Source organism: Labedella phragmitis, from assembly GCF_004078635.1.
Classification (GTDB): domain Bacteria; phylum Actinomycetota; class Actinomycetes; order Actinomycetales; family Microbacteriaceae; genus Labedella; species Labedella phragmitis.
Genome location: NZ_RZNB01000003.1, coordinates 384221 through 411070, shown reverse-complemented (window position 1 = coordinate 411070; position 26850 = coordinate 384221). Strand labels below are relative to the sequence as shown.

The 26850-nt window shown below is 69.2% G+C and carries 29 protein-coding genes; 21 read left to right on the top strand and 8 right to left on the bottom strand.

Annotation, left to right across the window (positions count from 1 at the left end; genetic code table 11):
- The first annotated feature begins 6 nt into the window (after positions 1–6).
- Both rplI and dnaB read left to right on the top strand, forming a co-directional pair.
- Entirely contained in the window at positions 7–459 is a 453-nt protein-coding gene (rplI, locus tag ELQ90_RS10035) for a 50S ribosomal protein L9 (RefSeq protein ID WP_128495109.1), read from the top strand.
- Positions 460–1105: 646 nt separating this feature from the next.
- Positions 1106–2479 (top strand): replicative DNA helicase, encoded by a 1374-nt coding sequence (gene dnaB / locus ELQ90_RS10030; protein WP_128495108.1) that lies wholly within the window; start codon positions 1106–1108, stop codon positions 2477–2479.
- 264 nt (positions 2480–2743) lie between these two features.
- On the opposite strand, the gene ELQ90_RS10025 is transcribed toward dnaB, so the two are convergent.
- Positions 2744–4159 carry a threonine/serine exporter family protein gene (locus tag ELQ90_RS10025; protein WP_243696113.1) on the bottom strand — a complete coding sequence of 472 codons (1416 nt, stop codon included), beginning with the start codon at positions 4157–4159 and terminating at the stop codon, positions 2744–2746.
- Between the two features lie 74 nt (positions 4160–4233).
- Here ELQ90_RS10025 and ELQ90_RS10020 point away from each other — a divergent pair, with 74 nt between their 5' ends.
- The 3 genes from ELQ90_RS10020 to ELQ90_RS10010 all read left to right on the top strand — a co-directional run bounded on the left by ELQ90_RS10020 (position 4234) and on the right by ELQ90_RS10010 (position 5892).
- Entirely contained in the window at positions 4234–4860 is a 627-nt protein-coding gene (locus ELQ90_RS10020) for a DUF1684 domain-containing protein (RefSeq protein ID WP_128495107.1), read from the top strand.
- A 91-nt stretch (positions 4861–4951) separates the two neighbouring features.
- Positions 4952–5638: a hypothetical protein gene (locus tag ELQ90_RS10015; protein WP_128495106.1), complete on the top strand. Its 687-nt coding sequence runs from the start codon at positions 4952–4954 to the stop codon at positions 5636–5638.
- Positions 5635–5892: a hypothetical protein gene (locus ELQ90_RS10010; protein ID WP_128495105.1), complete on the top strand. Its 258-nt coding sequence runs from the start codon at positions 5635–5637 to the stop codon at positions 5890–5892. Before ELQ90_RS10015 ends, ELQ90_RS10010 begins: the two co-directional genes overlap by 4 nt.
- Before the next feature lie 123 nt (positions 5893–6015).
- Here the strand turns inward: ELQ90_RS10010 and purB are convergent, their stop codons facing one another.
- Together purB and ELQ90_RS10000 are read right to left on the bottom strand one after the other, a co-directional pair.
- Positions 6016–7398, bottom strand: a complete 1383-nt coding sequence (gene purB / locus ELQ90_RS10005) for an adenylosuccinate lyase (protein ID WP_128495104.1) — start codon at positions 7396–7398, stop codon at positions 6016–6018.
- Entirely contained in the window at positions 7395–7925 is a 531-nt protein-coding gene (locus ELQ90_RS10000; RefSeq protein WP_208020619.1) for a low molecular weight protein-tyrosine-phosphatase, read from the bottom strand. The genes purB and ELQ90_RS10000 overlap by 4 nt, the downstream gene beginning before the upstream one ends.
- Before the next feature lie 181 nt (positions 7926–8106).
- On the opposite strand from ELQ90_RS10000, the gene ELQ90_RS09995 reads away from it, so the two are divergent.
- Together ELQ90_RS09995 and ELQ90_RS09990 are read left to right on the top strand one after the other, a co-directional pair.
- A complete protein-coding gene (locus ELQ90_RS09995; RefSeq protein WP_128495103.1) occupies positions 8107–8409 on the top strand; it encodes a hypothetical protein in 303 nt (100 codons plus the stop codon).
- Positions 8406–9812, top strand: coding sequence for a lipase family protein (locus ELQ90_RS09990; protein WP_128495102.1), 1407 nt, complete (start codon positions 8406–8408; stop codon positions 9810–9812). Before ELQ90_RS09995 ends, ELQ90_RS09990 begins: the two co-directional genes overlap by 4 nt.
- Before the next feature lie 69 nt (positions 9813–9881).
- On the opposite strand, the gene ELQ90_RS09985 is transcribed toward ELQ90_RS09990, so the two are convergent.
- Positions 9882–10280, bottom strand: a complete 399-nt coding sequence (locus tag ELQ90_RS09985; RefSeq protein WP_128495101.1) for a phage holin family protein — start codon at positions 10278–10280, stop codon at positions 9882–9884.
- A 166-nt stretch (positions 10281–10446) separates the two neighbouring features.
- Here ELQ90_RS09985 and ELQ90_RS09980 point away from each other — a divergent pair, with 166 nt between their 5' ends.
- From ELQ90_RS09980 to ELQ90_RS09950, 7 genes are all read left to right on the top strand, one after another.
- Positions 10447–11544 carry a histidinol-phosphate transaminase gene (locus ELQ90_RS09980; RefSeq protein ID WP_128495227.1) on the top strand — a complete coding sequence of 366 codons (1098 nt, stop codon included), beginning with the start codon at positions 10447–10449 and terminating at the stop codon, positions 11542–11544.
- Positions 11545–11554: 10 nt separating this feature from the next.
- The gene (locus tag ELQ90_RS09975) at positions 11555–12679 is read left to right on the top strand and encodes a thiamine pyrophosphate-dependent dehydrogenase E1 component subunit alpha (protein WP_128495226.1); all 1125 of its coding nucleotides are present in this window, start codon (positions 11555–11557) and stop codon (positions 12677–12679) included.
- Positions 12676–13692 carry an alpha-ketoacid dehydrogenase subunit beta gene (locus tag ELQ90_RS09970; protein WP_243696112.1) on the top strand — a complete coding sequence of 339 codons (1017 nt, stop codon included), beginning with the start codon at positions 12676–12678 and terminating at the stop codon, positions 13690–13692. Before ELQ90_RS09975 ends, ELQ90_RS09970 begins: the two co-directional genes overlap by 4 nt.
- Before the next feature lie 22 nt (positions 13693–13714).
- The gene (locus ELQ90_RS09965) at positions 13715–15079 is read left to right on the top strand and encodes a dihydrolipoamide acetyltransferase family protein (RefSeq protein WP_128495100.1); all 1365 of its coding nucleotides are present in this window, start codon (positions 13715–13717) and stop codon (positions 15077–15079) included.
- A gap of 498 nt (positions 15080–15577) precedes the next feature.
- Positions 15578–16897, top strand: a complete 1320-nt coding sequence (locus tag ELQ90_RS09960; protein WP_243696111.1) for a quaternary amine ABC transporter ATP-binding protein — start codon at positions 15578–15580, stop codon at positions 16895–16897.
- The gene (locus ELQ90_RS09955) at positions 16894–17841 is read left to right on the top strand and encodes an ABC transporter permease (protein ID WP_128495098.1); all 948 of its coding nucleotides are present in this window, start codon (positions 16894–16896) and stop codon (positions 17839–17841) included. Before ELQ90_RS09960 ends, ELQ90_RS09955 begins: the two co-directional genes overlap by 4 nt.
- 51 nt (positions 17842–17892) lie before the next feature.
- The gene (locus ELQ90_RS09950) at positions 17893–18789 is read left to right on the top strand and encodes a glycine betaine ABC transporter substrate-binding protein (protein WP_128495097.1); all 897 of its coding nucleotides are present in this window, start codon (positions 17893–17895) and stop codon (positions 18787–18789) included.
- 208 nt (positions 18790–18997) lie between these two features.
- On the opposite strand, the gene ELQ90_RS09945 is transcribed toward ELQ90_RS09950, so the two are convergent.
- Positions 18998–19327, bottom strand: coding sequence for an alpha/beta hydrolase family protein (locus ELQ90_RS09945; RefSeq protein ID WP_128495096.1), 330 nt, complete (start codon positions 19325–19327; stop codon positions 18998–19000).
- Positions 19328–19445: 118 nt separating this feature from the next.
- On the opposite strand from ELQ90_RS09945, the gene ELQ90_RS09940 reads away from it, so the two are divergent.
- The 4 genes from ELQ90_RS09940 (at position 19446) to ELQ90_RS09925 (ending at position 22948) form a co-directional block, all read left to right on the top strand.
- Positions 19446–20099 (top strand): NADPH-dependent F420 reductase, encoded by a 654-nt coding sequence (locus ELQ90_RS09940; protein WP_128495095.1) that lies wholly within the window; start codon positions 19446–19448, stop codon positions 20097–20099.
- A 106-nt stretch (positions 20100–20205) separates the two neighbouring features.
- The gene (locus tag ELQ90_RS09935; RefSeq protein WP_128495094.1) at positions 20206–21219 is read left to right on the top strand and encodes a metal ABC transporter solute-binding protein, Zn/Mn family; all 1014 of its coding nucleotides are present in this window, start codon (positions 20206–20208) and stop codon (positions 21217–21219) included.
- A gap of 56 nt (positions 21220–21275) precedes the next feature.
- Positions 21276–22118 carry a metal ABC transporter ATP-binding protein gene (locus ELQ90_RS09930; RefSeq protein WP_243696110.1) on the top strand — a complete coding sequence of 281 codons (843 nt, stop codon included), beginning with the start codon at positions 21276–21278 and terminating at the stop codon, positions 22116–22118.
- Positions 22115–22948 carry a metal ABC transporter permease gene (locus tag ELQ90_RS09925; RefSeq protein ID WP_128495092.1) on the top strand — a complete coding sequence of 278 codons (834 nt, stop codon included), beginning with the start codon at positions 22115–22117 and terminating at the stop codon, positions 22946–22948. The genes ELQ90_RS09930 and ELQ90_RS09925 overlap by 4 nt, the downstream gene beginning before the upstream one ends.
- 21 nt (positions 22949–22969) lie before the next feature.
- Here the strand turns inward: ELQ90_RS09925 and ELQ90_RS09920 are convergent, their stop codons facing one another.
- Together ELQ90_RS09920 and ELQ90_RS09915 are read right to left on the bottom strand one after the other, a co-directional pair.
- Entirely contained in the window at positions 22970–23581 is a 612-nt protein-coding gene (locus tag ELQ90_RS09920; protein WP_128495091.1) for a MarR family winged helix-turn-helix transcriptional regulator, read from the bottom strand.
- Between the two features lie 10 nt (positions 23582–23591).
- Positions 23592–23807 (bottom strand): hypothetical protein, encoded by a 216-nt coding sequence (locus tag ELQ90_RS09915; RefSeq protein ID WP_128495090.1) that lies wholly within the window; start codon positions 23805–23807, stop codon positions 23592–23594.
- A gap of 98 nt (positions 23808–23905) precedes the next feature.
- Between ELQ90_RS09915 and ELQ90_RS16605 the strand changes: the two genes are divergently transcribed.
- The 3 genes from ELQ90_RS16605 to ELQ90_RS09905 are packed head-to-tail and all read left to right on the top strand — an operon-like array spanning position 23906 to position 25961.
- On the top strand, positions 23906–24175 hold the full coding sequence (locus ELQ90_RS16605) for a hypothetical protein (protein WP_166408969.1): 270 nt from the start codon (positions 23906–23908) through the stop codon (positions 24173–24175).
- Entirely contained in the window at positions 24103–25551 is a 1449-nt protein-coding gene (locus ELQ90_RS09910; RefSeq protein ID WP_208020618.1) for an FAD-dependent oxidoreductase, read from the top strand. The genes ELQ90_RS16605 and ELQ90_RS09910 overlap by 73 nt, the downstream gene beginning before the upstream one ends.
- Positions 25552–25556: 5 nt before the next feature.
- Positions 25557–25961: a Fur family transcriptional regulator gene (locus ELQ90_RS09905; RefSeq protein ID WP_128495088.1), complete on the top strand. Its 405-nt coding sequence runs from the start codon at positions 25557–25559 to the stop codon at positions 25959–25961.
- Positions 25962–26053: 92 nt separating this feature from the next.
- On the opposite strand, the gene ELQ90_RS09900 is transcribed toward ELQ90_RS09905, so the two are convergent.
- The gene (locus tag ELQ90_RS09900; protein ID WP_128495087.1) at positions 26054–26554 is read right to left on the bottom strand and encodes an FBP domain-containing protein; all 501 of its coding nucleotides are present in this window, start codon (positions 26552–26554) and stop codon (positions 26054–26056) included.
- Positions 26555–26850: the final 296 nt, after the last annotated feature.

The following is a 26850-nucleotide window of genomic DNA, read 5'->3' as shown; positions in this document are numbered from 1 at the left end:
ACCCCCATGTCGAAACTGATTCTGACGCACGAGGTCACCGGCCTCGGCACGCCCGGCGATGTCGTCGAGGTGAAGAACGGGTACGCCCGTAACTACCTCATCCCGCAGGGCTTCGCCGTGGCGTGGAGCCGTGGTGGAGCGAAGCAGGTCGAGCAGATCAAGGCGGCTCGTGCCGCTCGTGAGCTCGCCACGCTCGAAGAGGCACAGTCGCTCAAGGCGAGCCTCGAGTCGAACACCGTCAAGCTGGCCGTCAAGGCCGGTGCCGAGGGGCGCCTCTTCGGCTCGGTCAAGACCGTCGATGTCGCGGAGGCCGTGAAGGCCGCCGGGCTCGGCGAGATCGACCGTCGCAAGATCGAGATCCCGACCCCCATCAAGTCGGTCGGAACCCACGAGGCCACTGTGCGCCTCCGTGAGGACATCTCGGCGACGATCACCCTTCAGGTGGTCGCGAGCAAGTAAGTCGTCGAGCGGCGTTCACAGCGCCGCTTCACGTCGTCTCAAGGCGGCGATCGGGCTCTGGTCCGGTCGCCGCCTTTGTGCGTTCCCGGCAGCCCGTCACGAGGCGGAACACCGTGCGACCGAGCAGGATCGAGCCCGAGTAAAAGGTGAGCGTCACTCGCTCTCGTCGACGCCGATCAGGCATTTCACCGGGGCTCGGGATCCGCACTTGTACACAGGCTGCTTGTCAAATCGAAACTCTCAAGCAGTACTTGAGGCTGATTTTACCCACAGCCGGTGGAAACTCTAATTGCCCGGTCAGTGCGTAGAAAAGCTGAGAACTCCACCATGAACTCGACAGTTGTCCACAGGTTTTGTTCACAAGCTTCGCGGCGTTTCGCGCACTTTTCCCACAGGGTTATCCACAGGCCCCATTTGTCGCCGAGGGAGCCTCATTCGTAGGGTGGGGCAACGCCGAACGGAACCGCCGTACTCGCTTCCCCCGGATGTCGGAGGTACCCGATTCACTGGGACCATGACGCGGGCCGACGCCCGATGCTGCGCCGTCATGGACGACGCCTCGGTCGAGTCCGAGTCGGTCGTCGTGGGTCGTCACGAAGCACGTCGTCCCGACCATGCGGGTCCGCCACGAAATGAGGGAGTACGAATGTCGATCGCTCATCTGGGGCTCTCCGACCAGTTCCCCGGTGAGGAGACCCGCCAGCACGAGCGGACCCCTCCGCACGACATGCTCGCGGAGCAATCGGCGCTCGGCGGCATGATGCTCTCGAAGGACGCCGTCGCCGATGTCGTCGAGACCGTACGCGGCGGCGACTTCTACGTCCCGAAGCACGAGATCATCTTCGATGCGCTCCTGTCGCTCTACTCCCACGGCGAGCCGACCGACGTCATCGCCGTCACCGACGAGCTCATCAAGACCGGAGACCTGCAGCGGGCCGGCGGCGCGGACTACCTGCACACGCTCACCTCGCTCGTCCCGACGGCCGCGAATGCCGGCTTCTACGCCTCGATCGTCGCCGAGCGCGCGCTGCTCCGTCGCCTCGTCGAGGCCGGCACGCGCATCGTGCAGATGGGCTATGCGGGGGAGGGCGAGGTCCTCGACCTCGTCAACAACGCCCAGGCCGAGATTTATTCGGTCGCAGCGAACGACAACACCGAGGACTACGTCCCGCTCAACATCGCGGTCGACGCCGCGATCGAGGACATCGAGGCCGCGAAGGGCCGTGACGGCCAGTTCACGGGTGTCCCCACCGGCTTCTCGGGACTCGATCAGCTCACGAACGGCCTGCACCCCGGGCAGATGATCATCATCGCCGCGCGACCGGCGCTCGGTAAGTCGACACTCGCTCTCGACCTCGCGCGAGCGGCCGCCATCAAGCACAACATGCCCGCGATCTTCTTCTCGCTCGAGATGGGGCGGTCGGAGATCGCGATGCGTCTCATGTCCGCCGAGGCGTCCGTGCCGCTCCAGAGCATGCGCAAGGGCACGCTCGACCAGCGCGACTGGACCACGATCGCGTCCGTCCGCGGCCGGATCAACGACGCGCCGCTCTACATCGACGACAGCCCCAACATGACTCTCGTCGAGATCCGCGCGAAGTGCCGCCGGCTCAAGCAGAAGGTGGGTCTCCGCCTCGTCGTCATCGACTACCTCCAGCTCATGACGTCGGGCAAGCGCGTCGAGAGCCGTCAGCAGGAGGTCTCGGAGTTCTCGCGTGCTCTCAAGCTGCTCGCGAAGGAGCTCCAGGTCCCCGTCATCGCCCTCTCGCAGCTGAACCGTGGACCGGAGCAGCGCGCGGACAAGAAGCCCGCGATCTCCGACCTCCGCGAGTCCGGGTCGATCGAGCAGGACGCCGACATGGTCATCCTGCTGCACCGCGAGAGCGCGTACGAGAAGGAGAACCCTCGGGCGGGGGAGGCCGACCTCATCGTCGCCAAGCACCGTAACGGCCCCACCGACACGGTCACGGTCGCGTTCCAGGGCCACTTCTCGCGCTTCACGGACATGGCACCGATCTAGGCGCCGATGGCGGTGGCCCGAGCTCGTTCGTGATTACTCTCGCCACGTCGAGAGTCGAGAGTCGAGAGTCGAGAGTCGAGAGCCGAGAGTCGAGAGTCGAGAGTCGAGAGTCGAGAGCCGAGAGCCGAGAGCCGGGAGCCGACCCGCGACCGCAGATGGAGACGCGAGCCGAGCTCCGCGGCACCAGGAGCGACCCGCTTGGGAGTGGTTCGGTTCTCGGGATCCGGCGTCGATGCCAGACTCCGGCTCGCTCCCGAGGCGGGCTCAGCGCCGCAGCCGCGCCCTGGTGCGGGCGACCCCGCCCAGGGAGGCTCCGACGGGTTGGCCGAGGTAGATGCCGAGCGACGCACCGACGGCGAGGCTCACGCCGACGATCGCGGCACCCGCGAGGGTCGTGAAACCGGCGAGGAGGATGGCCGCGCTGTCGCCGGACTCCACGATGCTGAGCAGGCCGCGGAACACGGCTGCTCCCGGCACGAGGGGGAGTATCGCCGCCGTCGTGATGGCGACGCTCGGGACGTGGAGTCGGTAGGCGACGAGGGTGCCGACGAAGCTGCCGGCGAAGGCGCCGAGTCCGCTCGCGGCGGCTCCCTCCAATCCGAGTTGCGACGCGGTGAGGTAGACGAGCCACGCGACGAGACTGAGCGCCGCGCTGATCCCGATGATCCTCCCGCCGGCGCCGTTGAACACCGCGACGGCGATCGCGATGAGGGCAGCACCGGCGAACTGGAGCGGGACAGGACCGAGGGGGAGGGCCGCCGTCGGCGGGACCATCGCCAGTCCCATCGCGCTCGCGGTCTCGAGACCGGCGAGGATGCCCAGGACGACACCGAGGGTGTGGGTCATGAGCTCGAGGATCCGGCCCGTCGCCGTGAGGGCGAAGCCGTCGATGGCGTCCTGCGCCGCGCCGACGACCGTGAGCCCCGCGAGCATGAGGACCACGCCGGACGCGACGATGACCGACGGCCGCAGATCGGCGGCGATGTCCCAGCCTGTTTCGCGCAGCAGCGGCGCGACGGCCGCGACCACCGTCAGCACGAACGCACCGGCCACCTGACTGAAGAAGAAGGGCACCTGGGCTCGAGCGAGGGCGTATTGGGTGAGCGCTGCGAGGCCAGCCGCGATGAACGCGAGGACGATGACGAGCCCGTTGCCGCCGAACATGACCGCGACACCGACGGCGAGCAGCGCTTGCGAAGCGATGACGACGGCGGGCGGATAGCGGAACGGCGCGCGGCGGATCTCGTGGTACCGCGTTCGTGCCGTCGCCAGGTCGAGCCCCTCACCCACCTCGACGAGCAGCGCCTGGAGGCGCTGGAGCCGCGCATGGTCGGGGGCTGAGCCCCGAACGACGCGCAGCAGGGTGATCGGTTGCGCGGCGCCGGTGCGGTGATGCGCGACGGTGATCGAGTTGTAGGTCACGTCGACGTGCACGGGATGGAGGCCGTACGCGCCCGCGGCGCGCACGATCGTCGTCGTGACGGCACTCGCATTCGCTCCCGCCACGAGCATCGTCTCGCCGATTCGCACGGCCAGGTCGAGGATCTGGACGGCGAGCCGGTCGTCGACGATCGGCAGCATGTCGGTGAGCGCTTCGACCCGCCGTTCCTGCCGATCGAAACCGGGCAGCCAGGTCAGGATGCTCCGTTCACGCCGACTCATCGCGGTGGTGCTCCTCACGTTCGGCTCGTCGATCCGGGACGAGTCTAATCGGCCGGGACCGACGAGCCGGAGGGCGGCGTAGCCTGAGCCCTATGACCGATTCGCGTGCTCGTACCGCCCTCGAGGTCGCCGACTGGCGACGTCGAGTGTTCGCCCTCTATGACACCATTCGGAACGAGGACGACCCGGCGAGCGCGCACGAGTTGTGGCGCCGCGGACGCGATGAGCTCATGGGCGGCCACCCCGCGAGTCCGCTGCAGGGCGACGAGCGGGAGCGCTTCAACGGCCTCCCGATCGCTCCGTACGATCCGACCTGGCGTTTCGATCTGCCCATCGTTCCGGCCGAGCCCGCCGGCTTCGAGTTCCCGACGGGAACGGACGGGGTCGTCCCGTTCGAGCGCCTCGGACGTGTCGAGATCCCCGACGTCGGCTCCCTCGACGTGTGGCGGCTCATGACGTACGGCGGCGGGCTCTTCGTGCCGGTGCGCGACGCGCTCGCCGGGAAACCCGGCGGGACCTACGGCGGCGGTCGTTACCTCCTCGACACGATCAAGGGAGCCGATCTCGGGCTGGACGCCGAGCGGCAGACCCTTGTGATCGACCTCAATTTCGCCTACAACCCGTCGTGCGCGTATGACCCGGCCTGGGCGTGCCCGCTCGCGCAACCCGGCAACGTCCTCGCCGTCCCGGTGCCGGTCGGCGAGCTCTACGGGGTCTGAGCCGGAGCGGCGGCGGGCGCCGGTCTCGCCTCTCTGGGCGACCGCGTAGACTGGAGGGGCTCCGCAGAACCCACCGAAAGAGGCCTTGACCGTGGCTCACCCCGCCGACGTCGATCACGGCGCGCCCCTCGGTTCTCCGAGTCGAATCGCCCAGGCCTACTGGCCGGTCCCGCTCGTGCGCGCGGTCGTGGCGGCCGTCGTGGCTCTCGTGACGACATTCTCGCTCGACCACTCCAGCATGCTCGGGCTCCTCGTCTTCGGCGTCTTCGTCCTCGGCGCAGGTGTGCTCGGCGGCGTCTTCGGAGCGGCCCGCCTCGGTGACGACGCGGCGTCACGCCGACTCTTCCTCGGGCAGGCCGCCGTCTCCGGGCTCGCCGCCATCGCCGCCCTCGGCTTCGCCATCCTCGCTCCGACGCCCCCCGCGTACGTGTACCTCGTCGTCGCGTGGGCGCTGCTGTCCGGGCTGCTCGAGCTCGTCGCCGGGGTCCTCGGTCGCTCCCGCACTCCGCTCGCGCGCGACTGGAGCACGGTCGGAGGACTCACCGTCCTCCTCGCGATCGTGTTCCTCGCGGTCCCGCCGGACTTCACGACGAACTACTCGGGTGCTCAGGGCGTCTCCGGCACCATGACGACCTCGATCATGGCGGTTGGACTCTTCGGCGCCTACACGGCCATCGTCGCCGCCTACCTCGCGATCGGCGCGTTCACGCTGCGCGGCGAGCGCCACCGCGGAGCCGCCGAAGGCGGTTCCCGTCCGACCGGAAAGGTCACGCCGTGAGCCGCTCCAGCCGTCCCAGCATGCGCGACGTGCTGAAGCCCCTCGAACTCCTCGCCCTCGCGGCCGGGATGGGTCTGTTCACGGGGGTCATCGCCCTCATGTCGACGCGTGACATCGTCATCGCCCTCATCGGTTTCGGGATCGCGTTCATCGTCGCCCTCGTGCTCCTCGCGATGTTCGCTCTGTCGATCGCGCCGACGGACGAGGAGAAGCGCGACATCGCGGAGCAGGACGGGCCCTCTTCTCCGCACTGAGTCGGTGCTGGTCGGAGCGCCGCCGACCGCTCTCATCGATGACACGAACGACGGAAGGCCGCCGGAACCTCGAATGGTCGGGGTCCCGGCGGCCTTCCGTGATCTCGGCGTGCGAGAGAGCCGTTACGGCAGGTAGTCGACGAGATCGGACGCGACGCCGATGTACGTCGCGGGGGTGAGCGCCATCAGCCGGGCCTTCGCCTCGTCGCCGATGTCGAGCCGCTCAACGAAGGCCGCGAGGTCGTCGTGCCCGATGCGCTTGCCGCGCGTGAGCTCCTTGAGCATCGCGTAGGGGTCGGAAATCGAGGATCGACCCGCGACGACCTCGGCGCGGATGACCGTCTGGATGGCCTCGCCGAGCACCTCCCAGTTGACGTCGAGGTCGGCGGCGAGAGCCGCGCGATCGAGGTCGATCTCGCCGAGGCCGCGGGTCAGGTTGTCGAGGGCCAGGAGCGAGTGTCCGAGGGCGACACCGATGTTCCGCTGGGTCGTCGAGTCGGTCAGGTCACGCTGCAGTCGCGAGGTCACGAGCGTCGCCGCGAGCGAGTCGAGCAGGGCCGACGAGAGCTCGAGGTTCGCTTCGGCGTTCTCGAAGCGGATCGGGTTGATCTTGTGCGGCATCGTCGAGGACCCCGTGGCGCCGGCCTGCGGGATCTGGCGGAAGTACCCCATGGAGATATAGGTCCAGATGTCCGTCGCGAGGTTGTGCAGCACGCGGTTCGCGTGCGAGACCCGCGCGTAGAGCTCCGCCTGCCAGTCGTGCGACTCGATCTGCGTCGTGAGCGGGTTCCACGTGAGCCCGAGACCCTCGACGAACTCCTTCGAGAGGGCGGGCCAGTCTGCGGAGGGATCGGCGACGACGTGGGCCGAGAACGTGCCGGTCGCGCCCGAGAACTTGCCGAGGTACTCCGTCGACTCGACCTGAGCGGCGATGCGGGTGAGGCGGTGGGCGGTGACGGCGAGCTCGCGGCCCATCGTCGTCGGCGTGGCCGGCTGGCCGTGGGTCCGCGACAGCATCGCGTCGTCGCGGAACTCGACGGCGCGCGCCGAGATCTTCTCGATGACTCCGCGGTATTTCGGAAGCCACACGTCGCGGACGGCGGCGGAGACCGTGAGGGCGTAGGAGAGGTTGTTGATGTCCTCGCTCGTGCAGGCGAAGTGGGTGAGCTCGGCGATGCTGTCGAGTCCGAGCGCCGACAACCGCGAGCGGACGAGGTACTCCACGGCCTTCACGTCATGGCGTGTCGTCGCTTCGAGGGCGGCGAGTTCGTCGATCTCCGCTTGCCCGAAGTCGCGGACGAGCGCGCGGAGCGCATCGCGCTGTGCACCGTCGAGCGGAGCTGACCCGAACATCGACCGGTCGGTCAGGAAGATGAGCCACTCGACCTCGACGTGCACTCGCGCCCGGTTCAACCCCGCTTCGCTGAGGTGCTCGCCGAGTTCCGTGACGGCGGCGCGGTACCGACCGTCGAGGGGGCTGAGTGGCTGAGGGGGAAGTGCGGTCATTGTGTTGCTCCCTGACGGACGGCGGGTTGGAGTTGGCGGAAGAGTGCGACGCACGCTCGCTCTATCATCCCAAGAACCTCGTCGAAGGTCCGATCGTCGGAGTAGTAGGGGTCCGGGACGTCCCCGATGCGCTCCTGCGCGGAGTCGAACCCGAGCAGGAGCCCGATCTTGCCGCGGTCCTCCTCGGCCGTCACCCACGATCGCAGGATGCGTTCATGGCTGCGGTCGAGGGCCACGACGAGGTCCAAGCCGCCGAACCACTCCGCCTCGAACTGCCGGGCTCGATGAGCTGTGCCGTCGTAGCCGCGCCGGCGGAGGGCCGCGATGGTGCGGCGGTCGGCCTGCTCGCCGACGTGCCAGTCGCCGGTCCCGGCTGAGGCGACGCTCACGTGTGCGGAGAGTCCGGCACGCTCGGCGAGGCTCGCGAACACGATCTCCGCCATGGGTGATCGGCAGATGTTCCCTGCGCACACGAAGCAGATCCGGAAGGGTTGCACCGTCTTCGTCGTCGGGCCGTCGAAGTCCATCCGCTCATTGTGGACCACGCCGCGCGCCGTGCACAGAGTGAGCCGCGTTGAGGACGCCTCTACTCGTCGTCCAAAGGGTGAAGCCCCGCTCTCTCGTCCCCGGTGCAACGAACGGGCGCGCGTCATCCGCGCCGTTCCGCGGAGAGTGGAGCGGCCGGGCGGTCCGGCGAGAAGGAGGAACATGTCCGAGTTCACCCGAGAAGGGCTCGAAAGGGTTCGCGAGTCGTTGAGGGCGGAGCGCTGGGCCGTCGCCCGGTTGCACGCTCTCGCCAGTGCATCGGCACGCGAGGTGACGGCCCGGGCCGATCCGGACGACTGGGACTCGATCGCCGCCGACCTCTTCCGCGCCCGTCTCACCGAGATCTCCGAGGAACTCACGTCGGCCCGGCGGGCTTTCGCCCGAGCGATCGACGCGATCGACCGCGCACTCCTCGCGCTCGCCGCCGTCGTGCCCGTCGAGCAGCCGGTGGGGGCCGCGCGTTGACCGGCATCGAGGTCTCCTCCGGAGCCCGCTCGAGCGTCGACACCGACCAGATCCGCGAACGCGCCATGTACCTCGACATGCTCGCGGCCACCGTGTCGGCCTGGCGGTTCGACGTGCGCGAGGCCATGGCCGTCGTCGAGGCCGTGCCCCAGGCGGCGGCGTACGACTTCGCGCGCAGCGACCTCCTGGCGGCGGGGGCGGCGCTCGAGCGAGCGTCCGATCAGGCCGCCAGGGTGGGAGCCGCCGCCGCGGTCGCGGCCACCGCCTACGGCACAGCGGACCGGGTGGCGAACTCGCTCGTCGATTGGGTGGGTGGTCTCGCCGGTCGGGCGGTGGGCTTCCTCGCGACGCGCGCGCTGCCGGCGCTCATCGCGCCTCTCGCCAGCTCGGCACTGCCCGTCGTCATCCCCGCCCTCGTCGCCGCCGGTGTCGTGTGGGCCCACCCCGTCTCGAGGAGAGCGGTGGTGACGCTCGGTGCCGACCTCGGCTCATGGATCGGGGCGAATTCGCGTTACGTCGCCAACCCCGCCGCAGTGGGCCTCGTCCGTGCGGCGGTCTCGGCATCCGACGACGTCGTCGCCGGCGCGCTCCGCCTTCCTCGTCGAGCGGTCGACACCGGTCTCGTCGGAGTGGTCTCCTCTCCGCTCGTCGCGGCGACGACGCGAGTCGTCGACACCCCGGTCTCCGTCGCCCCGGTCGGAGGCACCCGGCCCATCACGGCGCCGAGCACGGTCGCCGACATCGCCGCCCGGATCCCGGCGAACGCTCCCGGCCAACCGCAGATCCGCATCGAGAAGTACGAGGGTCCCGAGGGAGACCGCGCGTGGGCGGTCTACGTCGGCAGTACCGTCGAGTTCGGTGTCGGTGAATCGGAGGAGCCGTTCGATCTCGAATCCGCGATCGGCACCATGGCAGGGGAGGACGGCGCCGCCTACCGTGCGGTCGAACAGGCGATGACGGACGCCGGCGTGGGAGCCGACGAGCCCGTCACCCTGGCGGGGCACTCGCAAGGCGGGCTCGTCGCGGCCGCTCTGGCGGAGAGCGGCGACTACGCCGTCGACTCGCTCGTGACCTTCGGGGCGCCGTCCGCGCAGATTCCCGCCGCGGACGGCGTGCCCACGGTCGTCGTCGAGCATTCCGATGATCTCGTGCCCGCGCTCGCGGGTCAGGCTCCCGCCGACGACTCACGCACCGTCGTCTCGCGCGACACGCTGTCGCGAGAGCAGGAGGGCGACTCTCTCCTGAGCGCGCACTCGATCGAGGAGTACGCCCGCACGGCCGACCTCATAGACAGGTCCGGCGACCAGCGGCTCGTCGAATTCCGTGAATCGTTCATGCGTTCGGTGGCCACCGGCGCGTCGGGGGCGGCGACCGACTACCGAGCCGACCGTGAACTGCGATGAGCCCTCGCGGTCACCGTGCCACGCGGTCGGAACGGACGACGCGTGGGCGCGGCCCTCCGTGATCCTCCGTCAGTCCCGTGAACGCAGCTGCGGCCGCAGGATGAGGTTGAAGATCCCGTTGATGATGGCGAAGACGAGGGCTCCGAGCACTCCCCACCAGAAGCCGTCCACCTGGAGGCCGAAACCGAAGAGCGACGTGATCGCGGCTACGAGCATGAGCAGGAGGCCGTTCACGATGAACGAGATGAGGCCGAGGGTGAGGATGTAGAGCGGAAAGGCCACGATGCGGATGACCGTGCCGACGATGCTGTTCACGAGCGCGAACACCACCGCGACGATGAGATAGGTGACCACCGTGGCGACCCAGTCGCCGCCGGTCCACGGGGTGACGGAGACCCCCGCCACGATGAGTGTGGTGAGCCAGATCGCGACGGCGTTGATCACGATGCGAAGGAGTAGTCCGCCCATGCGGCCACTATCCCACGGGGCCGGGAGCGCGCGCCACTCGCGTTCCGCGTCCGGGTGGTGCACGCGCCCGCGTCCTCGTGGTGCCGGGGAAGCGACGCGGCGGGTATTCCGGACCGGTTATGGGCCGCGCGTCTACACTCGAAAGGTGACATCCCCCGAGCAGCCGATGGTCAAGCTCCGTCCGGAGATCCTGGCGACTCCCCCCTACCGGCAGGGGAAGCCCGCCGGCGCCGACGCGTTCAAGCTGTCGAGCAACGAGAACCCCTTCCCACCTCTTCCGGGCGTCCTCGAAGCGGTCGTCGCGGCCGCGGCCGTGAACCGGTACCCCGACGCCTCGGCGCTCGAGTTGCGAGAAGTACTCGCTGCCCGGCTCGGCGTGAGCGTCGACGAGGTCCACGTGGGAGCAGGATCCGTCGCCCTCCTCAGCCAGCTGATCACCGCGGCGGCGGGGGTCGGCGACGAGGTCGTCTACGCGTGGCGGTCGTTCGAGGCCTACCCCGGTCTCGTCACGGTCGCCGGCGCGACGAGCGTACAGGTGCCGAATCGGCCGGACCACTCCCACGATCTCGACGCCATCGCGGCCGCCGTCACGGACCGGACCCGCGTCGTGATCGTCTGCTCACCCAACAACCCCACGGGAACGGTCGTCCCGGCCGACGACTTCGACGCCTTCCTCGACCGGATCCCGTCCGACGTGCTCGTCCTGCTCGACGAGGCCTACGCGGAATTCGTGACGGCCCCCGGCGCTGTCGACGGGCTCGCGCTCGTCGGGTCCCGCCCGAACCTCGTGGTGCTGCGGACCTTCTCGAAGGCCTACGGACTCGCCGGGCTGCGCATCGGCTGGGCCGTCGGTCCGGCGGTCGTGCTCGACGCCGCCAGGGCGGCCGCCATCCCGCTCTCCGTCACCGAGCCGGCGCAACGTGCGGCCATCGCGTCGCTCGGTCTCGAGCAGGAGCTGCTCGAGCGTGTCCGTTCCCTCGCGAGCCTCCGCGACGCCCTCGCGCACGACGTCCGCGCCGTGGGCATCGCCGTGCCCGAGGCCCACGGCAACTTCCTCTGGATCCCGGCGGGCGACGAAGCGACCAGGGCCGGCGAGATCCTCGTCGAGAACGGCGTCGTCGCGCGCGTGTTCCCCGGCGACGGGGTTCGCGTGTCCGTTGGCGAGGAGGACGCCGTCGGGCGTATCGTCGCCGCGGCGAGGCAGATCGTCGAGGTCCTTCCCACCGACCACCCCGCAAGACGTACGGAGGATCGAGTTGACTGACGTGACCCGCATGGTGGCGGATTCCCCCGTGCAGTTCCTCGCACCCGACGGGACGTTCGCCCCGAACGTCGGCGCCGAGGAGTACGCACCGTTCGTCGAGCGACTCGACGACGCGGCGTTGCAGCGCATGTTCCGTGACATGGCCATGGTCCGCGCGTTCGACGTCGAGGCCGGCAACCTGCAGAGGCAGGGTCAACTCGCGCTCTGGGTCCCGAGCCACGGCCAGGAGGCCGCTCAGGTCGGCTCCGCCTGCGCGATGCGCCCCCAGGACCACATCTTCCCGTCCTATCGCGAGCACGCCGTCGGCATGGTCCGCGGTATCGACCTCATGAACGTCATCCGCATGCTGCGCGGGTTGACGCACGGAGGCTGGGACCCGAAGGACCCGAGGAACGGCAACTTCCACCTCTACACCCTCGTCATCGGCTCGCAAGCGCTCCACGCGACCGGTTACGCCATGGGGATCCAGTTCGACGGAGCGTTCGGCACGGGCGACCCGGAGAACGACCAGGCCGTCGTCGTGTACTTCGGTGACGGCGCGACGAGCCAGGGCGACGTGAGCGAGGCGTTCGTCTTCGCGGCCAGCTACCAGACGCCGCAGGTCTTCTTCCTGCAGAACAACCACTGGGCGATCTCCGTGCCCGTGTCGCGACAGTCGCGTACCCCCCTTTACCGACGCGGCGAGGGCTTCGGCATCCCGAGCGTTCAGATCGACGGCAACGACGTCCTCGCGAGCTACGCCGTCACGGCGAAGAACCTCGACGAGGCCCGCGCAGGCGGCGGCCCGCGACTCGTCGAGGCGCTCACTTACCGGATCGGCGCGCACACCACGAGCGACGACCCCACGAAGTACCGCACGGACGACGAACTGGCCTCGTGGGTCGCTCGCGATCCGATCGCGCGCTTCCAGGCGTACTTGCGTGGTCGCGGCGCGGCCGACGCGTTCTTCGACGGCGTCGCCGCTGAGGCGAAGGACTTCGCGGCCGATACGCGGAGACGCACGCTCGCCCTCGAATCGCCGCCGGCCGAGCTCATGTTCGAGAACGTCTACACCGATGAGCACCCGCTCACTGCCGAGCAGTTCGAGTGGCTCGGACGCTACGAGGAGAGCCTCGAAGGGGGCGACGCACGATGACCGAGGTCGGCACCGTCACGACACCGACGACGAGCGAACTCCAGACCATGCCGATGGCGAAGGCGCTCAACGCCGGGCTCGCCGCCGCCATGGCCGCGGACGAGCGCGTTCTGCTCATGGGTGAGGACATCGGCACGCTCGGTGGCGTCTTCCGCGTCACCGAAGGACTCAAGAACACGTACGGCGAGCACCGCGTGCTCGACACGCCGCTCGCCGAGTCCGGCATCGTCGGAACGGCGATCGGGCTCGCGATGCGCGGGTACCGTCCCGTGTGCGAGATCCAGTTCGACGGCTTCATCTTCCCCGGATTCGACCAGATCACGACGCAGCTCGCGAAGCTCACGAACCGGCACGAGGGCGCCCAGGCGTTCCCCATCGTGATCCGCGTTCCGTACGGCGGGCACATCGGCGCGGTCGAGCACCACCAGGAGAGCCCCGAGGCGTACTTCGCCCACACCGCCGGCCTCCGCTCGGTGAGCCCGTCCACTCCGCACGACGCCTACTGGATGATCCAGGAGGCGATCGCGGCGAACGATCCCGTCATGTTCTTCGAGCCCAAGAGTCGCTACTGGCAGAAGGGCGCCGTGGACCTCGCCGCGCCGGCGGTGCCGCTGCACTCGAGCCGCGTCGTCCGAACGGGCAGCGACGTCACCGTGCTCGCGCACGGCGCCATGGTGAGCGTGCTGCTCCAGGCGGCGGAACTCGCCGCATCAGAGGGCATCAGCCTCGAGGTCGTCGACCTCCGCTCGATCGCGCCCATCGACTACGCGCCGATCCTCGAGAGCGTGCGGAAGACCGGCCGACTGATCGTCGCGCAGGAGGCGCCCGGCAACGTCTCGGTGGGGTCCGAGATCGCCGCGACGGTCGCCGAGCGCGCCTTCTACTCGCTCGAGGCGCCCGTCCTGCGCGTCTCCGGTTTCGACGTGCCCTTCCCGCCCGCGAAGCTCGAGGGCGTCTTCCTGCCCGACGCCGACCGCATCCTCGAGGCCGTCGATCGCGCCCTCGCCTACTAGTCCCGACCTCAGGAGCAACAGCATGAGCGAGCAGAACATCACCCTCCCGGACGTCGGCGAGGGCCTCACGGAGGCCGAGATCGTGTCGTGGCACGTCTCTCCGGGCGACCGCGTCGAGGTCAACCAGGTGATCGTCGAGATCGAGACCGCGAAATCGCTCGTCGAGCTGCCGTCGCCGTTCGAGGGCGTCATCGGCTCGGTGCTCGCGGAGGAGGGCCAGACCGTCGAGGTCGGCTCGCCGATCCTCACGGTCGAGACGGCCTCCGGAGCGAGCACGCCGGAGTCCGCCGCGTCGGCGTCCGCGGCCACTACAGGAGCCGTCGCTCCCGAGACGGTCCCGGCCGCTCCGTCGAACGACGTCGAGCAGGCCGCGACGGACGCCGCCTCCTCGGTCTCTCCCGCCGAAGACGGCGAGGGCTCGGTCCTCGTCGGTTACGGGACCGGCGGACACGCCACGTCGCGCCGTAAGAAGGGGATCGCCGCTCGGCGACCGACCCCGCCGGCCTCCGTGCCCGCCGCGGCCGCTGGACCCGTCATCGCCAAACCGCCGATCCGCAAGCTCGCGCGCGACCTCGGCGTCGACCTCGCCGAGGTCGAGGGCACCGGCCTCGCAGGCGAGATCACGCGTGACGACGTCGTACGCAAGGCCAGCCAGGCGAGCGTCTTCCGCAACATCGAGACGCCCGAGTGGGGCGACAGTCGCGAGGAACGCATCCCGGTTCGTGGCGTCCGCAAGGCGATCGCGAACGCGATGGTGTCGAGTGCGTTCAGCGCACCGCACGTGTCGCTCTTCGTCGACGTCGACGCGACACGCACGATGGAGTTCACGCGGCGCCTCAAGGCCTCGCCCGACTTCGCGGGCGTGAAGGTCTCGCCGTTGCTCGTCATGGCGAAGGCCATGATCTGGGCGGTCCGGCGCAACCCGATGGTCAACGCCACCTGGACGGACGAAGAGATCATCGTCCACCACTTCGTCAACCTCGGCTTCGCGGCCGCCACGCCGCGCGGACTGCTCGTTCCGAACGTCAAGGACGCGCAAGCGATGAGCCTCCTGGAACTCGCGAAGGCGCTCGAGCAGAAGACCCTCGAGGCGCGCGACGGCAAGACGCCCCCGTCGGACATGCAGCACGGCACCATCACGATCACCAACATCGGTGTCTTCGGGATGGACACGGGAACGCCGATCCTCAACCCTGGCGAGGTCGGGATCGTCGCGCTCGGGACCATCAAGCAGAAGCCGTGGGTCGTCGACGGCGAGGTCCGTCCGCGCTTCGTGACGACGCTCGGCGCATCGTTCGACCACCGCGTCGTCGACGGTGACGTGGCGAGCCGCTTCCTCGCCGACGTCGCCTCGATCATCGAGGAACCGGCGCTCCTCCTCGAGTGACGGGTGCTCCTCGATCGTTTCCGCGCGTGTGGCTGGGGGCGGTCGGGGACCCGCAAACCCATACCCGGTGAGGAATTCTCGTAACGAATCCGCAACGATCGATCAATGGCCTGGTGAGGCGGTCATTCCGGAGAATCCGTCAGGCCCCCTGAGTCGCCGTGGAGGCCTCATTCGAGGGATCATGACCGGCCTCCGGTTCGCGCTCGTCGCGAAGCCGCGTTAGCGTTGGCGAGGCCCGTGAGGGTCGGAAGCTGAGTCCGCGAGAGCACGGGACGCCCTATCGACGGGATCCCGCGATCGTATGGCGAGGGCGTCGGTTCGGTCCCATGACCGAACCAGCGATCGTCCCGATTCGCCGTGATCGGAGCGCCGGAACATCCGTTTGAGGAGTTTGCGCGCCGTCACGGCTCGATGGGAGTGGCGAACGCATACGTGCCTCGGCCCGGGCGAGACCAGGAGAACCGCGGGGCGAGTCGCCGTGCGCGTTTCGGAGAATCAGTGACGAACGACGTCGCCATCAGGGCGGACAGGATCTACAAGGTGTTCGGGCGTCGCCCGAGGGAAGCGGTCAAACGGCTCGCGAACGGCGCCGAACGCTCATCGGTCACCGGCTTCGGAACGGCGGCCGTCATCGACGCGAGCTTCGACGTGAAGGTCGGTGAGATCTTCGTCGTCATGGGACTGTCGGGCTCCGGGAAATCGACGCTCATCCGCATGCTGAACGGCCTCCTCGAACCCACGTCCGGCTCGGTCAATGTGCTCGGAACCGAGATCACCGGGGTGTCGGAGGCGGTGCTGCGCGACGTGCGCCGCACCAAAGTCTCGATGGTCTTCCAGCACTTCGCGCTTCTTCCGCACCGCACCGTGATCGACAACGCGGCATACGGCCTCGAGGTCCAGGGCATCCCCGCCGCCGAGCGGCACGAGCGAGCCCAGCGCGTGATCGAGCGCGTCGGCCTGTCCGGCTGGGAGGACAAGCTCCCCGGGCAATTGTCCGGAGGCATGCAGCAGCGCGTCGGTCTGGCGCGCGCTCTCGTGGCCGACACCGACATCCTCCTCATGGACGAGGCGTTCTCCGCGCTCGACCCCCTCATCCGGCGCGAGATGCAGGAGCAGCTCGTGGAGCTCCAGCGCGAGCTCGGGAAGACGATCGTCTTCATCACCCACGACCTGAACGAGGCGATGTTCCTCGGAGATCGCATCGCCGTGATGCGTGACGGTCGCATCGTGCAGCTCGGTACACCTGACGACATCCTCACGGACCCGGCGAACGACTACGTCGCCCAGTTCGTGCAGGACGTCGATCGCGCCCGTGTCCTGACCGCGGCCGGTGTCATGGAACCGGCTCGCTCCGTCCTGTCGGCCACGGCCGGCCCCCGGGCGGCACTGCGCACGATGCGCGATCTCCAGACCTCCGCGGTGTTCGTCGTCGGCAACGGCCGGAAGCTGCTCGGCGTCGTTCACGACACGGACGCGCTCAAGCTCGTGAAACGCGGCGAGAAGGACCTCATGCCGATCGTCCGGCAGGATGCAGCCACGGTCACGGGGGAGCAGCATCTCGTGGATCTGTTCGAGCCGTCCGCCGAGAGCCCTCTTCCGGTCGCGGTCGTCGACGACGCGGGTCGTCTCATTGGAGCGATCCCGCGCGTGACGCTCCTCGCCGCCCTCGGCAACGTGACGAGCAGCGCGATCACCTCGGAGCTCTCCGTGGTCGGTCCGGCGCCGACGGTCCCCGTCGCCGTCATGACGGAGACGCTCCGCCAGACGGCCTCGTTCGCCGACGAGGCGGAAGCGACCATCGAGGGGAGCCAAGCATGAACGACCTCCGTCTGCCGATCGGAGACTGGGCCGAGGACGCCGTCGACGTCCTCACCGAGATCTTCCAGCCCCTCTTCGACGTGCTCCGCACGATCTTCCTCGGCCTGTACGACGGCGTCGACTCCGTCCTCTCGGCTCCGCCGTTCTGGGCGATCATCATCGTGGCGGCGGTCCTCGCCTTCTTCGTGAAGGGGTGGCGGCTCGCCGTCGGATCCGTGCTCGGGCTCCTCGTGATCCAGCTCGTCGGCCAGTGGGCGAATGCGATGGACTCTCTCGCCCTCGTCCTCGTGGCGAGTCTCATCGCGGTGATCCTCAGCGTCCCGCTCGGCATCCTCGCGGCGCGTTCCCAGACGGCGTCGACGATCATCAAGCCGATCCTCGACTTCATGCAGACCATGCCGGCGTTCGTCTACCTGATCCCGGCGCTCATCCTCTTCCGCGTGGGAGTGGTGCCCGGGATCGTGGCGACGATCATCTTCGCGATGGCGCCCGGTGTCCGGTTGACAGAGCTGGGCATCCGTGGCGTGGACAGCGAGGTTGTCGAGGCAGGCCAGGCCTTCGGTGCATCGCCAGGTCGCATCCTGCGCCAGATCCAGCTTCCGCTCGCTCTGCCCACGATCATGGCCGGCATCAACCAGGTCATCATGCTCGCTCTGTCGATGGTCGTCATCGCGGGCATGGTCGGAGCGGGCGGACTCGGCGGCGACGTCGTCGCGAGCCTCAACCGCATCGACATCGGCCTCGGTTTCGAAGCCGGGCTCTCCGTGGTGATCCTCGCGATCTTCCTCGACCGTGTCACGGCATCGTTTGGTGCCCGTGGAGCGCGGCGTTCGGCGAAGAGGACCTCGGTCGACGAGAAGCCAGCCGCCCCTGACGACGCGCGGACCGAAGCGGACGGGGTCGTCTCGGGCGGCCCCCGCCGGGCGCCGACCGTCGGCGGCTGAGACCGCCCCCGAACCCCCAACCCCCGGAACCCGCGGGGACGAAAGGAAACAATGAAGAAGAACAGCAGGATCGCCATCGCGGCGGTCGCCACCGCAGGACTTCTCGGACTCGCCGGCTGCGCCGGCGGAACCGACTCGGCGGGCGGAGGCTCGGCCGAGGAATCGAAGGACATCACCATCGCCGTCTTCAACGGCTGGGACGAAGCCGTCGCGACGAGCGAGCTCTGGAAGGCCGTGCTCGAGGAGCAGGGCTACAACGTCGAGCTCGAGTACGCCGATGTCGCACCGGTCTTCGCCGGCCTCTCGAGCGGCGACTACGACATGACGACGGACGTGTGGTTGCCCGGAACGCACGCCTCCTACTTGGAGGAGTTCGGCGACGACATCACGGATCTCGGCGCGTGGAACGACGAGTCGAAGCTCACCGTCGTGGTGAACGAGGACGCGCCGATCGACTCGCTCGCCGAGCTCGCGGAGAACGCCGACCTCTTCGGCAACACGATCGTCGGCATCGAGCCGGGTGCGGGCCTGACGATGGCCATGGAGAACGAGGTCATCCCGGGTTACGGCCTCGAGGACATGAGCTTCGTGACCTCCTCGACCGCCGCGATGCTCACCGAGCTGCAGACCGCGACCGAGTCGGGCGAGAACATCGTCGCGACGCTGTGGGACCCGCACTGGGCGAACACCGCCTACCCGGTGAAGGAGCTCGAGGACCCCGAGGGTGCCCTCGGCGGCACGGAATCGCTCCACAGCTACGGCAAGGCCGACTTCGCCGACGAGTTCCCCGAGGTCGCCGACTGGATGGGTGGCTTCGAGATGGATCTCGAGACGCTCTACTCGCTCGAGCAGGCCATGTTCGTCGACTACGACGGTGACGACTACGGCCCCATCGTGCAGCAGTGGATCGAGGACAACCAGGACTACGTCGACGGTCTCACGAGCTGACCTCGACCGACGACGAAACGGGCGGCCCCCACCAGGGCCGCCCGTTTCGTCGTTCGCGGGGTTGGGTTCGCGCAAGGCGGCGAAGGACGCGATGTGAACCGTGCGAGCTCCTCCGCCATGGGAGCGGGCCCCCACGAATGACGGGCTCCGGGCACGATCTTCTTCACCGCGGCGGGTACCGGCTCCACGATGTCGGCGGAAGCGGCGATTATCTCGTCGAAGGTCTCCGTCCCCGTGCATCGCTTGCACGGGGACGGTGATCTCGGTGCACGAACTCGAACGCCCGCGCGGCCACGGGGTCTCCCGCGATGGGCGTCTCCCACAGGGCGAGGCCTGCGACGGACAGCCCGCGCGCCACCGCGGCGAGAGCGATGGACCCGCCGGAGGAGTGGCCGCGGAGGACGGCCGAGCCCCCGACGAGGTCGATGAGCGCGGTGATCGCCTCGAGCTCCCGCTCGATGTCGAGGATTTCGGGCCTCTCGCCGTACAAGTCGTCGGCGACGCGGTCGCCGCGCGGCGTCGTGAGGGTCGATGTCATGGTGCCGCTTTCGCCTCGGAGGATGATGCGATCAGTCTTGTTCCTGCCCGGGGTCGGGTGGCGACGGAACACGGTGCGGCAGGGAATGCGTTCCCGCACGATCGCGTTCACTGGCGGTATGACGAACACAGGACTCTCCACCATCGGCTTCATCGGTTCCGGGAACATCGGCGGACAGCTCGCTCGACTAGCGGTCGCCCACGGGTACTCGGTCGTCATGAGCAACTCGCGCGGTCCCGAGACGCTCGCGGCCCTCGTCGAGGAGCTGGGGCCGCAGGCGCGAGCCGCGACGCCGGCCGAAGCGGGCGCGGCGGGCGACCTCGTCGTCGTGACGGTGCCCCTCAAGGCATACAGGGCCGTGCCGGTCGAGCCGCTCGACGGCAAGGTCGTCATCGACACGAACAACTACTACTTCGAGCGGGACGGGCACATCACCGAGCTCGATGAGGCGTCCACGACGGTCTCGGAGATGCTGCAGGCGCACCTGCCCGGTTCGCGCGTCGTGAAAGCCGTCAACAACATCATGGCCAAGGACCTCACGACCGCCGGACTGCCCGCGGGCTCGCCTGACCGCAGGGCTCTGCCGATCGCGGGAGACGACGCCGAGGCGAAGGACCTCGTGTCGCACCTGCTCGATGAATTCGGCTTCGACACCGTGGACGCCGGGCCGCTCGCCGACAGCTGGCGTTTCGAGCGCGACCAGCCCGCCTACGGCGCACGGATGACGGCAGGGGAGATCCCGGCGAAGCTCGCCGCGGCGGTACGCGACTGAATCCTTGACCTACGTGGCGCCCACGAGGACCGATGCGAGTTGAATGCCCCCGCCGGTCCTCGAGGTATTTTGATAATGAATGTCAATAGCAGGTAGACTCGTCGGCATGACCCGACGTCTCTCCGCTCTCCTCCTCACCGTTCCCGCCACCGCGCTCGTCCTTTCGGGCTGTGCTGCGAGCGGTCCGTCGACTGGAGGAGATGAGGGCGGCGCCACGGGCGTGTCGATCGTCGCGTCCACGAACGTGTACGGCGACATCGCCGCGACGATCGGCGGCGACGTCGTCGAGGTGACGAGCATCATCGACTCCGGCGCGAAGGACCCGCACTCGTACGAGGCGACCGCGCAGGATCAGCTGGCCGTCTCGAACGCCGCTCTCGTGATCGAGAACGGCGGCGGGTACGACCCGTTCGTCGACACGCTCGTCGACGCGGCCGGCGCCGAGGATCTGGTCGTCCTCAACGCCTCGGAGCTGTCCGGCCTCATCCCCGGCGAGGAGAGCACCGCCCACGCCGACGACGAGCACGCGGAGGGCGAGGGGCATGCCGAGGACGAGCACGCCGAGGGTGAGGAGCACGCCGAGCACGACCACATCGAGGGCTTCAACGAACACGTCTGGTACAGCATCGACGCGATGGACGCGCTCGCCCACGAGATCGCGCACGAGCTCGGCGAGATCGACCCCGGCAACGCGGAGACGTTCGAGGCGAATTACGAGGCCTTCGCCGAGGATCTCGGCACCGTGACAGCTGCGGCCGACGCCGTCGCCGCCGAGCACGACGGCGACGGCGTCGCCATCACGGAGCCCGTCCCGCTCTACCTCCTCGAGTCGGCCGGTTTCGTCAACGTGACCCCCGACGCCTTCAGCGAGGCGATCGAAGAGGGCACGGATGTGTCGCCCGCGGTTCTCGCCGAGACGCTCGATCTCTTCGAGTCCGGCGAGGTCGCCCTCCTCGCCTACAACGCCCAGACCACCGGTCCCGAGACGGAGCGTGTGCTCGAGGCGGCCGAGGGTGCGTCCGTTCCTGTCGTCGACTTCACCGAGACGCTTCCCGAGGGCGACGACTACGTCGGCTGGATGACCGCGAACCTCGAGGCCGTCACCGACGCCATCGGATGACCGCCCCGGCGGGACCCCGTGCACACGAGCACCCCGTGAGGGTGTTGGATGGACGAGTGGACGACGAGCGACGGGACGGGACCGACGTCCTTCGGCTCGAGCGGGCCTCGCTCGGATTCGGCGAACGGACGCTGTGGAGCGGACTCGACCTCGCGGTGAAGCCGGGGGAGTTCGTCGCAGTCCTCGGTCCCAACGGGTCGGGCAAGACGAGTCTCCTCAAGACCGTCCTCGGTCAGCAGCCGCTCGATTCAGGCCGCGTCCTCCTGGAAGGCGCTCCGGTCCGCCGCGGTGATCGCCGGAGCGGGTACATCCCCCAGCAGAAGCTCGTACCGCCCGGAACACCGCTCCGCGCGCGCGATCTCGTGGCGCTCGGCGTCAACGGTCACCGCTTCGGCCTTCCGCTTCCGCGTCGCGGAGAACGTGAGCGCGTCGACGAACTCCTCGCCTCGGTGGGGGCCACGTCATACGCGGATCGCCCGGTCGGGAGTCTTTCCGGCGGCGAGCAGCAGCGGCTGCGCGTCGGTCAGGCGCTCGCCGACGACCCCGTGCTTCTCTTGTGCGATGAGCCCCTCCTGAGCCTCGACCTCGCGCACCAGCGCGGTGTGTCGGAGCTCATCGATCGGCGTCGGCGCGAGCATGACACGGCCGTGCTGTTCGTGACCCACGACATCAACCCGATCCTCGACAAGGTCGATCGCATCCTCTACCTCGCGGGCGGGCGTTTCCGCGAGGGGACGCCGGACGAGGTGCTTCACGGCGACGTCCTGAGCGGGCTCTACGGATCCCCCGTCGACGTGTTCCGCTCGCACGGACGCGTCGTCGTCGTGGGAGTGCCCGAGGCCGAGACACACGCGCACGACCACCACCATCCGGACGAACACCCGGGGATCCACGCGTGATCGATCTCGACACCTACGTCCAGCTGCTCGGCCTCGTCCAGAACTCCATCATCGCGGGAGCCGTCCTCGGCCTCGTCGGCGGCCTCGTCGGCGTCTTCGTCATGCAGCGCGACATGGCCTTCGCCGTGCACGGCATCAGCGAGCTCTCGTTCGCGGGTGCCGCGGCCGCGCTCCTGCTCGGCGTCAACGTCGTCGCGGGCTCGCTCGTCGGGTCGCTCATCGCGGCGGTGCTCATCGGGCTGCTCGGCGCGCGGGCGCGTGACCGGAACTCCATCATCGGCGTCCTCATGCCCGCGGGCCTCGGCCTGGGGATCCTCTTCCTTGCGCTCTATCCCGGGCGCAGCGCGAACAAGTTCAGCCTGCTGACGGGCCAGATCATCGCGGTCGATTCACCGCAACTGGCGTGGCTCGTCGGTATCTCGGTCGTCGTCCTCGTGGCGCTCCTGCTGCTCTGGCGCCCCCTGACGTTCGACTCCCTCGACCCCGACGTTGCGGCGGCGCGCGGTGTACCGAGCCGGTTCGTGGCGCTCGCCTTCATGGTCCTGCTCGGACTCATCGTCGCGGTCTCGGTGCAGATCATCGGGGCCCTCCTCGTGATGGCTCTGCTCGTCACGCCCGCGGCTGCGGCCCTGCGTGTCTCGGCGTCTCCCGTGCTCGTGCCGGTCCTCGCGAGCGTCTTCGGCCTGTTCTCCGCCGTGGCGGGGATCCTCCTCGCCATCGCGGGCTCGCTCCCGATCAGCCCGTACATCACGACGATCTCGTTCGCGATCTATGTGGCGTGCCGTCTCATCGGTCGGGCGTCCCGCCGCGGCGTCCGCGTCGCGATCTGAGCCCTGTCGTCGCCCGGGCGCTCAGGCGTCCGTGCCGTCGACGGCGCCGTCACGACCGCCCGCCTGGTGCTCGCGAACGACCTCACGGAACTCCTCGTCGAGGGATTGCGACGCCTTCACGGCCGTGACCATGCCGCTCAAGAACTTCGCGACGGCGGCGAGCTCGTTCTCGTCGAGGTCGTCGACGAGGGCGATCATCCGCTGGTGCATCCCCCCGAGGGTCTCCCGCACCTCGTTGTCGCTGTCCACCGTGGGGACGACGATGACGGCGCGGCGATCATTGGGATGCGGTTCGCGTGTGACGTGTCCGCTCTTGGTCAATCGGTCGACGAGTGCCGTGACGGAGGCGGAGGTGACGCCGAGGATGCGGACGAGATCGCGCTGCAGGACCACGCGACCCTCCATCTGCGCCTTGAGCAGGTAGCGGAGGGCGATCAGGTCGGTCTCGTTCATGCTCATCGACGAGCGCGTCCGCGACCGCATCTCGGACTCCGCTTCGCGGTAGCGGCGGAGCAGATTGAGGACGTCCACGCTCGTCGCGCCGGCGTGCTGCGGATACCAGTAACCCGAGGAGGCGTCCTCACCGCGACCGGCGGCCGCGGTCTCCCTGCGCTGGTGGTCGTCCGACGTCATGGGCGTGCCGTCACGTGGCGCTGCGGGCGTAGCGGGGCCGCGGCGCGAAGAGGGGGAGGCGGCGACGGGCGGCGCCGGCGAGCGCGCGCCGGGCGTCGCTGATCGAATCGAACGTCCCGACGACGTCGCCGTCGCGGTCGCACGCGATGACGCGATCGACGCCCGACCAGATCATCGGGCCGCGCGGGAAGCGTCGCACTGTAGTCGATGCACTCGGGTTCTGCATCATTCTCCTTGAGCTGTGATTAGCTAGACGTCCTAGCTATATGGTTATCTAAGTAAAGCTGACGAATTCGTCCAGCGCAATCCCGGAAGGACCTCTCGATGTCTGCAGTTCCGTCGCTCGTCTGGGCCCACCCCGATGCACGGCTCTGGGTTGCGATCGGGTCGACGCACGAGGGGGAATCGCACGCGGGAATCGTCGAGCGCATCGGAGACGCGTACCTCGCGTTCGACGGCATCGGAGGTCGGCTCGGTTCGTTCTCGCGGCGCACCGACGCCGAGGACGCCGTGCGCAGCGCGTGGCAACGGGGGCCCGTCCGGGCGCCCCGGCGGCTCATCGGAACCCGGGACCGACTCTTGTCGGCGTCCTGAAGCTGCGCCATTCTTGTTCCGACGGGGCCGGCCGAACGGCCTCTCGGGCGGATGCGATGATGGCCGGCGAACAGCACGATCGACACGAACGGACGACATGCGTCGTGGTCGGCGGGGGTCCCGCCGGGATCGTGACGGCGTTGCTGCTCGCCCGGGCCGGAGTCGAGGTCACGGTGCTCGAGAAGCACGGCGACTTCCTGCGCGACTTCCGCGGCGACACGGTGCACCCCTCCACTCTGCGCCTGCTCGACGAACTCGGGCTGTTCCCCGCCTTCGACGCCGTCGCGCACAGCCGCATCGAACGCGTCCGGCTGCCGACGGCGAGCGGTGAGCAGGTGACCGTGGCGGATTTCACTCGACTGCCGCTGGCGCACCCATACGTCGCGATGGCGCCGCAGTGGGATCTGCTGTCTCTCCTCGCGGAGGCCGGGGCGCGGGAGCCTGCATTCCGGCTCGAGATGAACGCGGAGGTGACGGGCCTGCTCCGCGGCGGACGTGACGGGACCCGCGTCACGGGTGTGCGGTATTCGACGCCGGTGGGGGAGCACGAGTTGCGAGCCGATGTCACGATCGCAGCGGACGGGCGCTGGTCCGTCGCCCGTGCGGCGGCCGGGCTCGCCGTTCGCGAGTTCCCCATGAACATCGACGTGTGGTGGTTCCGGATCCCCACGGCCCGCGGGATCGGGGCCGCCCTCCTGCCCCGCAGCGCTGGCGGCCGGCCGTTCATCGTGATCCCTCGGAACGGCTACGCCCAGGTCGCGCACCTCATCCCCAAGGGAGCCGATGCGTCGTTGCGCGCGCGGGGCATCGAGGCGCTCCGTGCCGATCTCGCGCTCGCCGTCCCCGAACTCGCCGACGCGGTCGGAGCGGTCTCGTTCGATGACGTGAAGATGCTCGACGTGCGGTTGAGCCGGGTGCGCCGCTGGTACACGAGCGGTTTCCTCTGCATCGGCGATGCGGCCCACGCGATGTCGCCGATGGGCGGGGTGGGCATCAACCTGGCGGTGCAGGACGGTGTCGCGACGGCCCGTCTGCTCGCCGGACCCCTCCTCTCGCGCACGCTCAGCGATCGTCGCGTGGCCGCGGTCGAGAGGCGACGGAGGCTGCCCACGGTCCTCACGCAGGCCCTGCAGCGGGCGATGCACGTCCCGCTCGGACGGATGCTGCGCACCGGGTCGGCGCTGCGGGCGCCGGCGCCGCTGCTCGCCCTGCTCCGGATCGCGCCTGCCCTCGCGGTCGTCCCGGCCGCCATCGTCGGTGTGGGCGTCCGTCCCGAGCGCGCCCCGGCGTTCGCGCGGCGCTCTCCGCCGGGAGCCGGGACCGACGGCGCGCCGCGCGACTATCCTGGGAGGGACGGGCAGACGGCCGAGGAGTGATGGGCATGGCGAAGCGGAACACGTGGCAGCGCGAAGCGGTGCGTGAGGCGCTCGATGAGACCAACGGCTTCATCAGTGCGCAGGCGCTGCACTCCCACCTGAAGGGCGGGGGTTCCCCGATCGGCCTTGCGACCGTGTACCGCGCGCTCGCGGACCTCGCCGTGGACGGCGCCGCCGATTCCCTCCAATCGCCCGAGGGCGAGAGCCTCTACCGTGCATGCGAGACGTCGGGCCACCACCACCACCTCATCTGCCGTTCGTGCGGATTGACTGTCGAGATCGAGGCGAACGAGGTCGAGCGGTGGGCCGTCTCCGTCGCATCGAAGAACGGCTTCACCGAGGCCCAGCACGTCGTCGACATCTTCGGTCTGTGCGCGGAGTGCACGGCGAAGGCCGCCGCGCTGCGCTGACTGCGCTTCCGCGCGCGCCCGAAAGGGGCTCGGCCCTCGCGCCCGCCGCGAGCGAGGGGCGCGAGGGCCTAGAGGCCGACCGGCCGCCGAGATCAGCGGTCGGTCGCGTCCCTCGCGATATCGGTGACGAAGCTCCGCACCCGTTCGCGGAGCACGTCGATGCGGTGCGATCGCGCCGCCTCGCGATCGAAACCGAGATACGCGGACGGCGGCAGGACGCGCACGTTCCTCGAGCACTCGAAGTGAGCGCACGCGAGGGTCGCGACGGTGTCGCCGTTCCGGCCGGCGGCACCCGAGCGTCGAGCGCTGAAGAGGACGACCTCGTTGGGGAGCGTCACGTCCTCGCACCACGAGCACTGCGCTCGAGCACCGGGCCGGTCGCCGCTCTGGCGGAGGATCACGCCGACGGGCGTGTCGTCGACGTGGGCGACGACGTAACCGAGGGCCGGGACCTTCGGGTCGCGCCAACCGAGGAAGTCGCGACGGTCCCAGTCGAGCTCGTCGAGCTGGGGCGGGAGGATGAGCTCCTTACGTTCGCGCTGCGAGGCGTTGACGAACGAGGAGCGGATGTCTTTCTCCGTGAGGGGGAGCATGAGAGTGCCTTTGCTGTCTGGACTCGCGCCCGACGGGCGGCGAGACCGGTGGATCGGGGAGGGCGGGCCGCGCCGACACGCACCCGACGGGTGGGCGGAGCGACCCGGGCGCGGCGCGGAGCGCTCGCGTTCACCGGGAGACAGCGTTACCTGATGTCGGCGAACGAGACGCCGACGACCTCCGAACACCCGACGGGCATCGTGGGGGACGGGAAGGGATTCACGCCGACGATCCTACGCCTCGGATCCCCCGGGTCGGGTCGACACGATGCGTGCCACGTCGTGACAGTCGCTCC

Excerpts from the sequence above, each read along its gene's own strand:
- rplI (WP_128495109.1), top strand. The coding sequence starts at position 7 with ATGTCGAAACTGATTCTGACGCACGAGGTCACCGGCCTCGGCACGCCC.
- dnaB (WP_128495108.1), top strand. The coding sequence starts at position 1,106 with ATGTCGATCGCTCATCTGGGGCTCTCCGACCAGTTCCCCGGTGAGGAG.
- ELQ90_RS10020 (WP_128495107.1), top strand. The coding sequence starts at position 4,234 with ATGACCGATTCGCGTGCTCGTACCGCCCTCGAGGTCGCCGACTGGCGA.
- purB (WP_128495104.1), bottom strand. The coding sequence starts at position 7,398 with ATGACCGCACTTCCCCCTCAGCCACTCAGCCCCCTCGACGGTCGGTAC.
- ELQ90_RS10000 (WP_208020619.1), bottom strand. The coding sequence starts at position 7,925 with ATGGACTTCGACGGCCCGACGACGAAGACGGTGCAACCCTTCCGGATC.
- ELQ90_RS09995 (WP_128495103.1), top strand. The coding sequence starts at position 8,107 with ATGTCCGAGTTCACCCGAGAAGGGCTCGAAAGGGTTCGCGAGTCGTTG.
- ELQ90_RS09985 (WP_128495101.1), bottom strand. The coding sequence starts at position 10,280 with ATGGGCGGACTACTCCTTCGCATCGTGATCAACGCCGTCGCGATCTGG.
- ELQ90_RS09980 (WP_128495227.1), top strand. The coding sequence starts at position 10,447 with ATGGTCAAGCTCCGTCCGGAGATCCTGGCGACTCCCCCCTACCGGCAG.
- ELQ90_RS09975 (WP_128495226.1), top strand. The coding sequence starts at position 11,555 with ATGGTGGCGGATTCCCCCGTGCAGTTCCTCGCACCCGACGGGACGTTC.
- ELQ90_RS09970 (WP_243696112.1), top strand. The coding sequence starts at position 12,676 with ATGACCGAGGTCGGCACCGTCACGACACCGACGACGAGCGAACTCCAG.
- ELQ90_RS09965 (WP_128495100.1), top strand. The coding sequence starts at position 13,715 with ATGAGCGAGCAGAACATCACCCTCCCGGACGTCGGCGAGGGCCTCACG.
- ELQ90_RS09955 (WP_128495098.1), top strand. The coding sequence starts at position 16,894 with ATGAACGACCTCCGTCTGCCGATCGGAGACTGGGCCGAGGACGCCGTC.
- ELQ90_RS09950 (WP_128495097.1), top strand. The coding sequence starts at position 17,893 with ATGAAGAAGAACAGCAGGATCGCCATCGCGGCGGTCGCCACCGCAGGA.
- ELQ90_RS09945 (WP_128495096.1), bottom strand. The coding sequence starts at position 19,327 with ATGACATCGACCCTCACGACGCCGCGCGGCGACCGCGTCGCCGACGAC.
- ELQ90_RS09940 (WP_128495095.1), top strand. The coding sequence starts at position 19,446 with ATGACGAACACAGGACTCTCCACCATCGGCTTCATCGGTTCCGGGAAC.
- ELQ90_RS09935 (WP_128495094.1), top strand. The coding sequence starts at position 20,206 with ATGACCCGACGTCTCTCCGCTCTCCTCCTCACCGTTCCCGCCACCGCG.
- ELQ90_RS09920 (WP_128495091.1), bottom strand. The coding sequence starts at position 23,581 with ATGACGTCGGACGACCACCAGCGCAGGGAGACCGCGGCCGCCGGTCGC.
- ELQ90_RS09915 (WP_128495090.1), bottom strand. The coding sequence starts at position 23,807 with ATGCAGAACCCGAGTGCATCGACTACAGTGCGACGCTTCCCGCGCGGC.
- ELQ90_RS16605 (WP_166408969.1), top strand. The coding sequence starts at position 23,906 with ATGTCTGCAGTTCCGTCGCTCGTCTGGGCCCACCCCGATGCACGGCTC.
- ELQ90_RS09905 (WP_128495088.1), top strand. The coding sequence starts at position 25,557 with ATGGCGAAGCGGAACACGTGGCAGCGCGAAGCGGTGCGTGAGGCGCTC.
- ELQ90_RS09900 (WP_128495087.1), bottom strand. The coding sequence starts at position 26,554 with ATGCTCCCCCTCACGGAGAAAGACATCCGCTCCTCGTTCGTCAACGCC.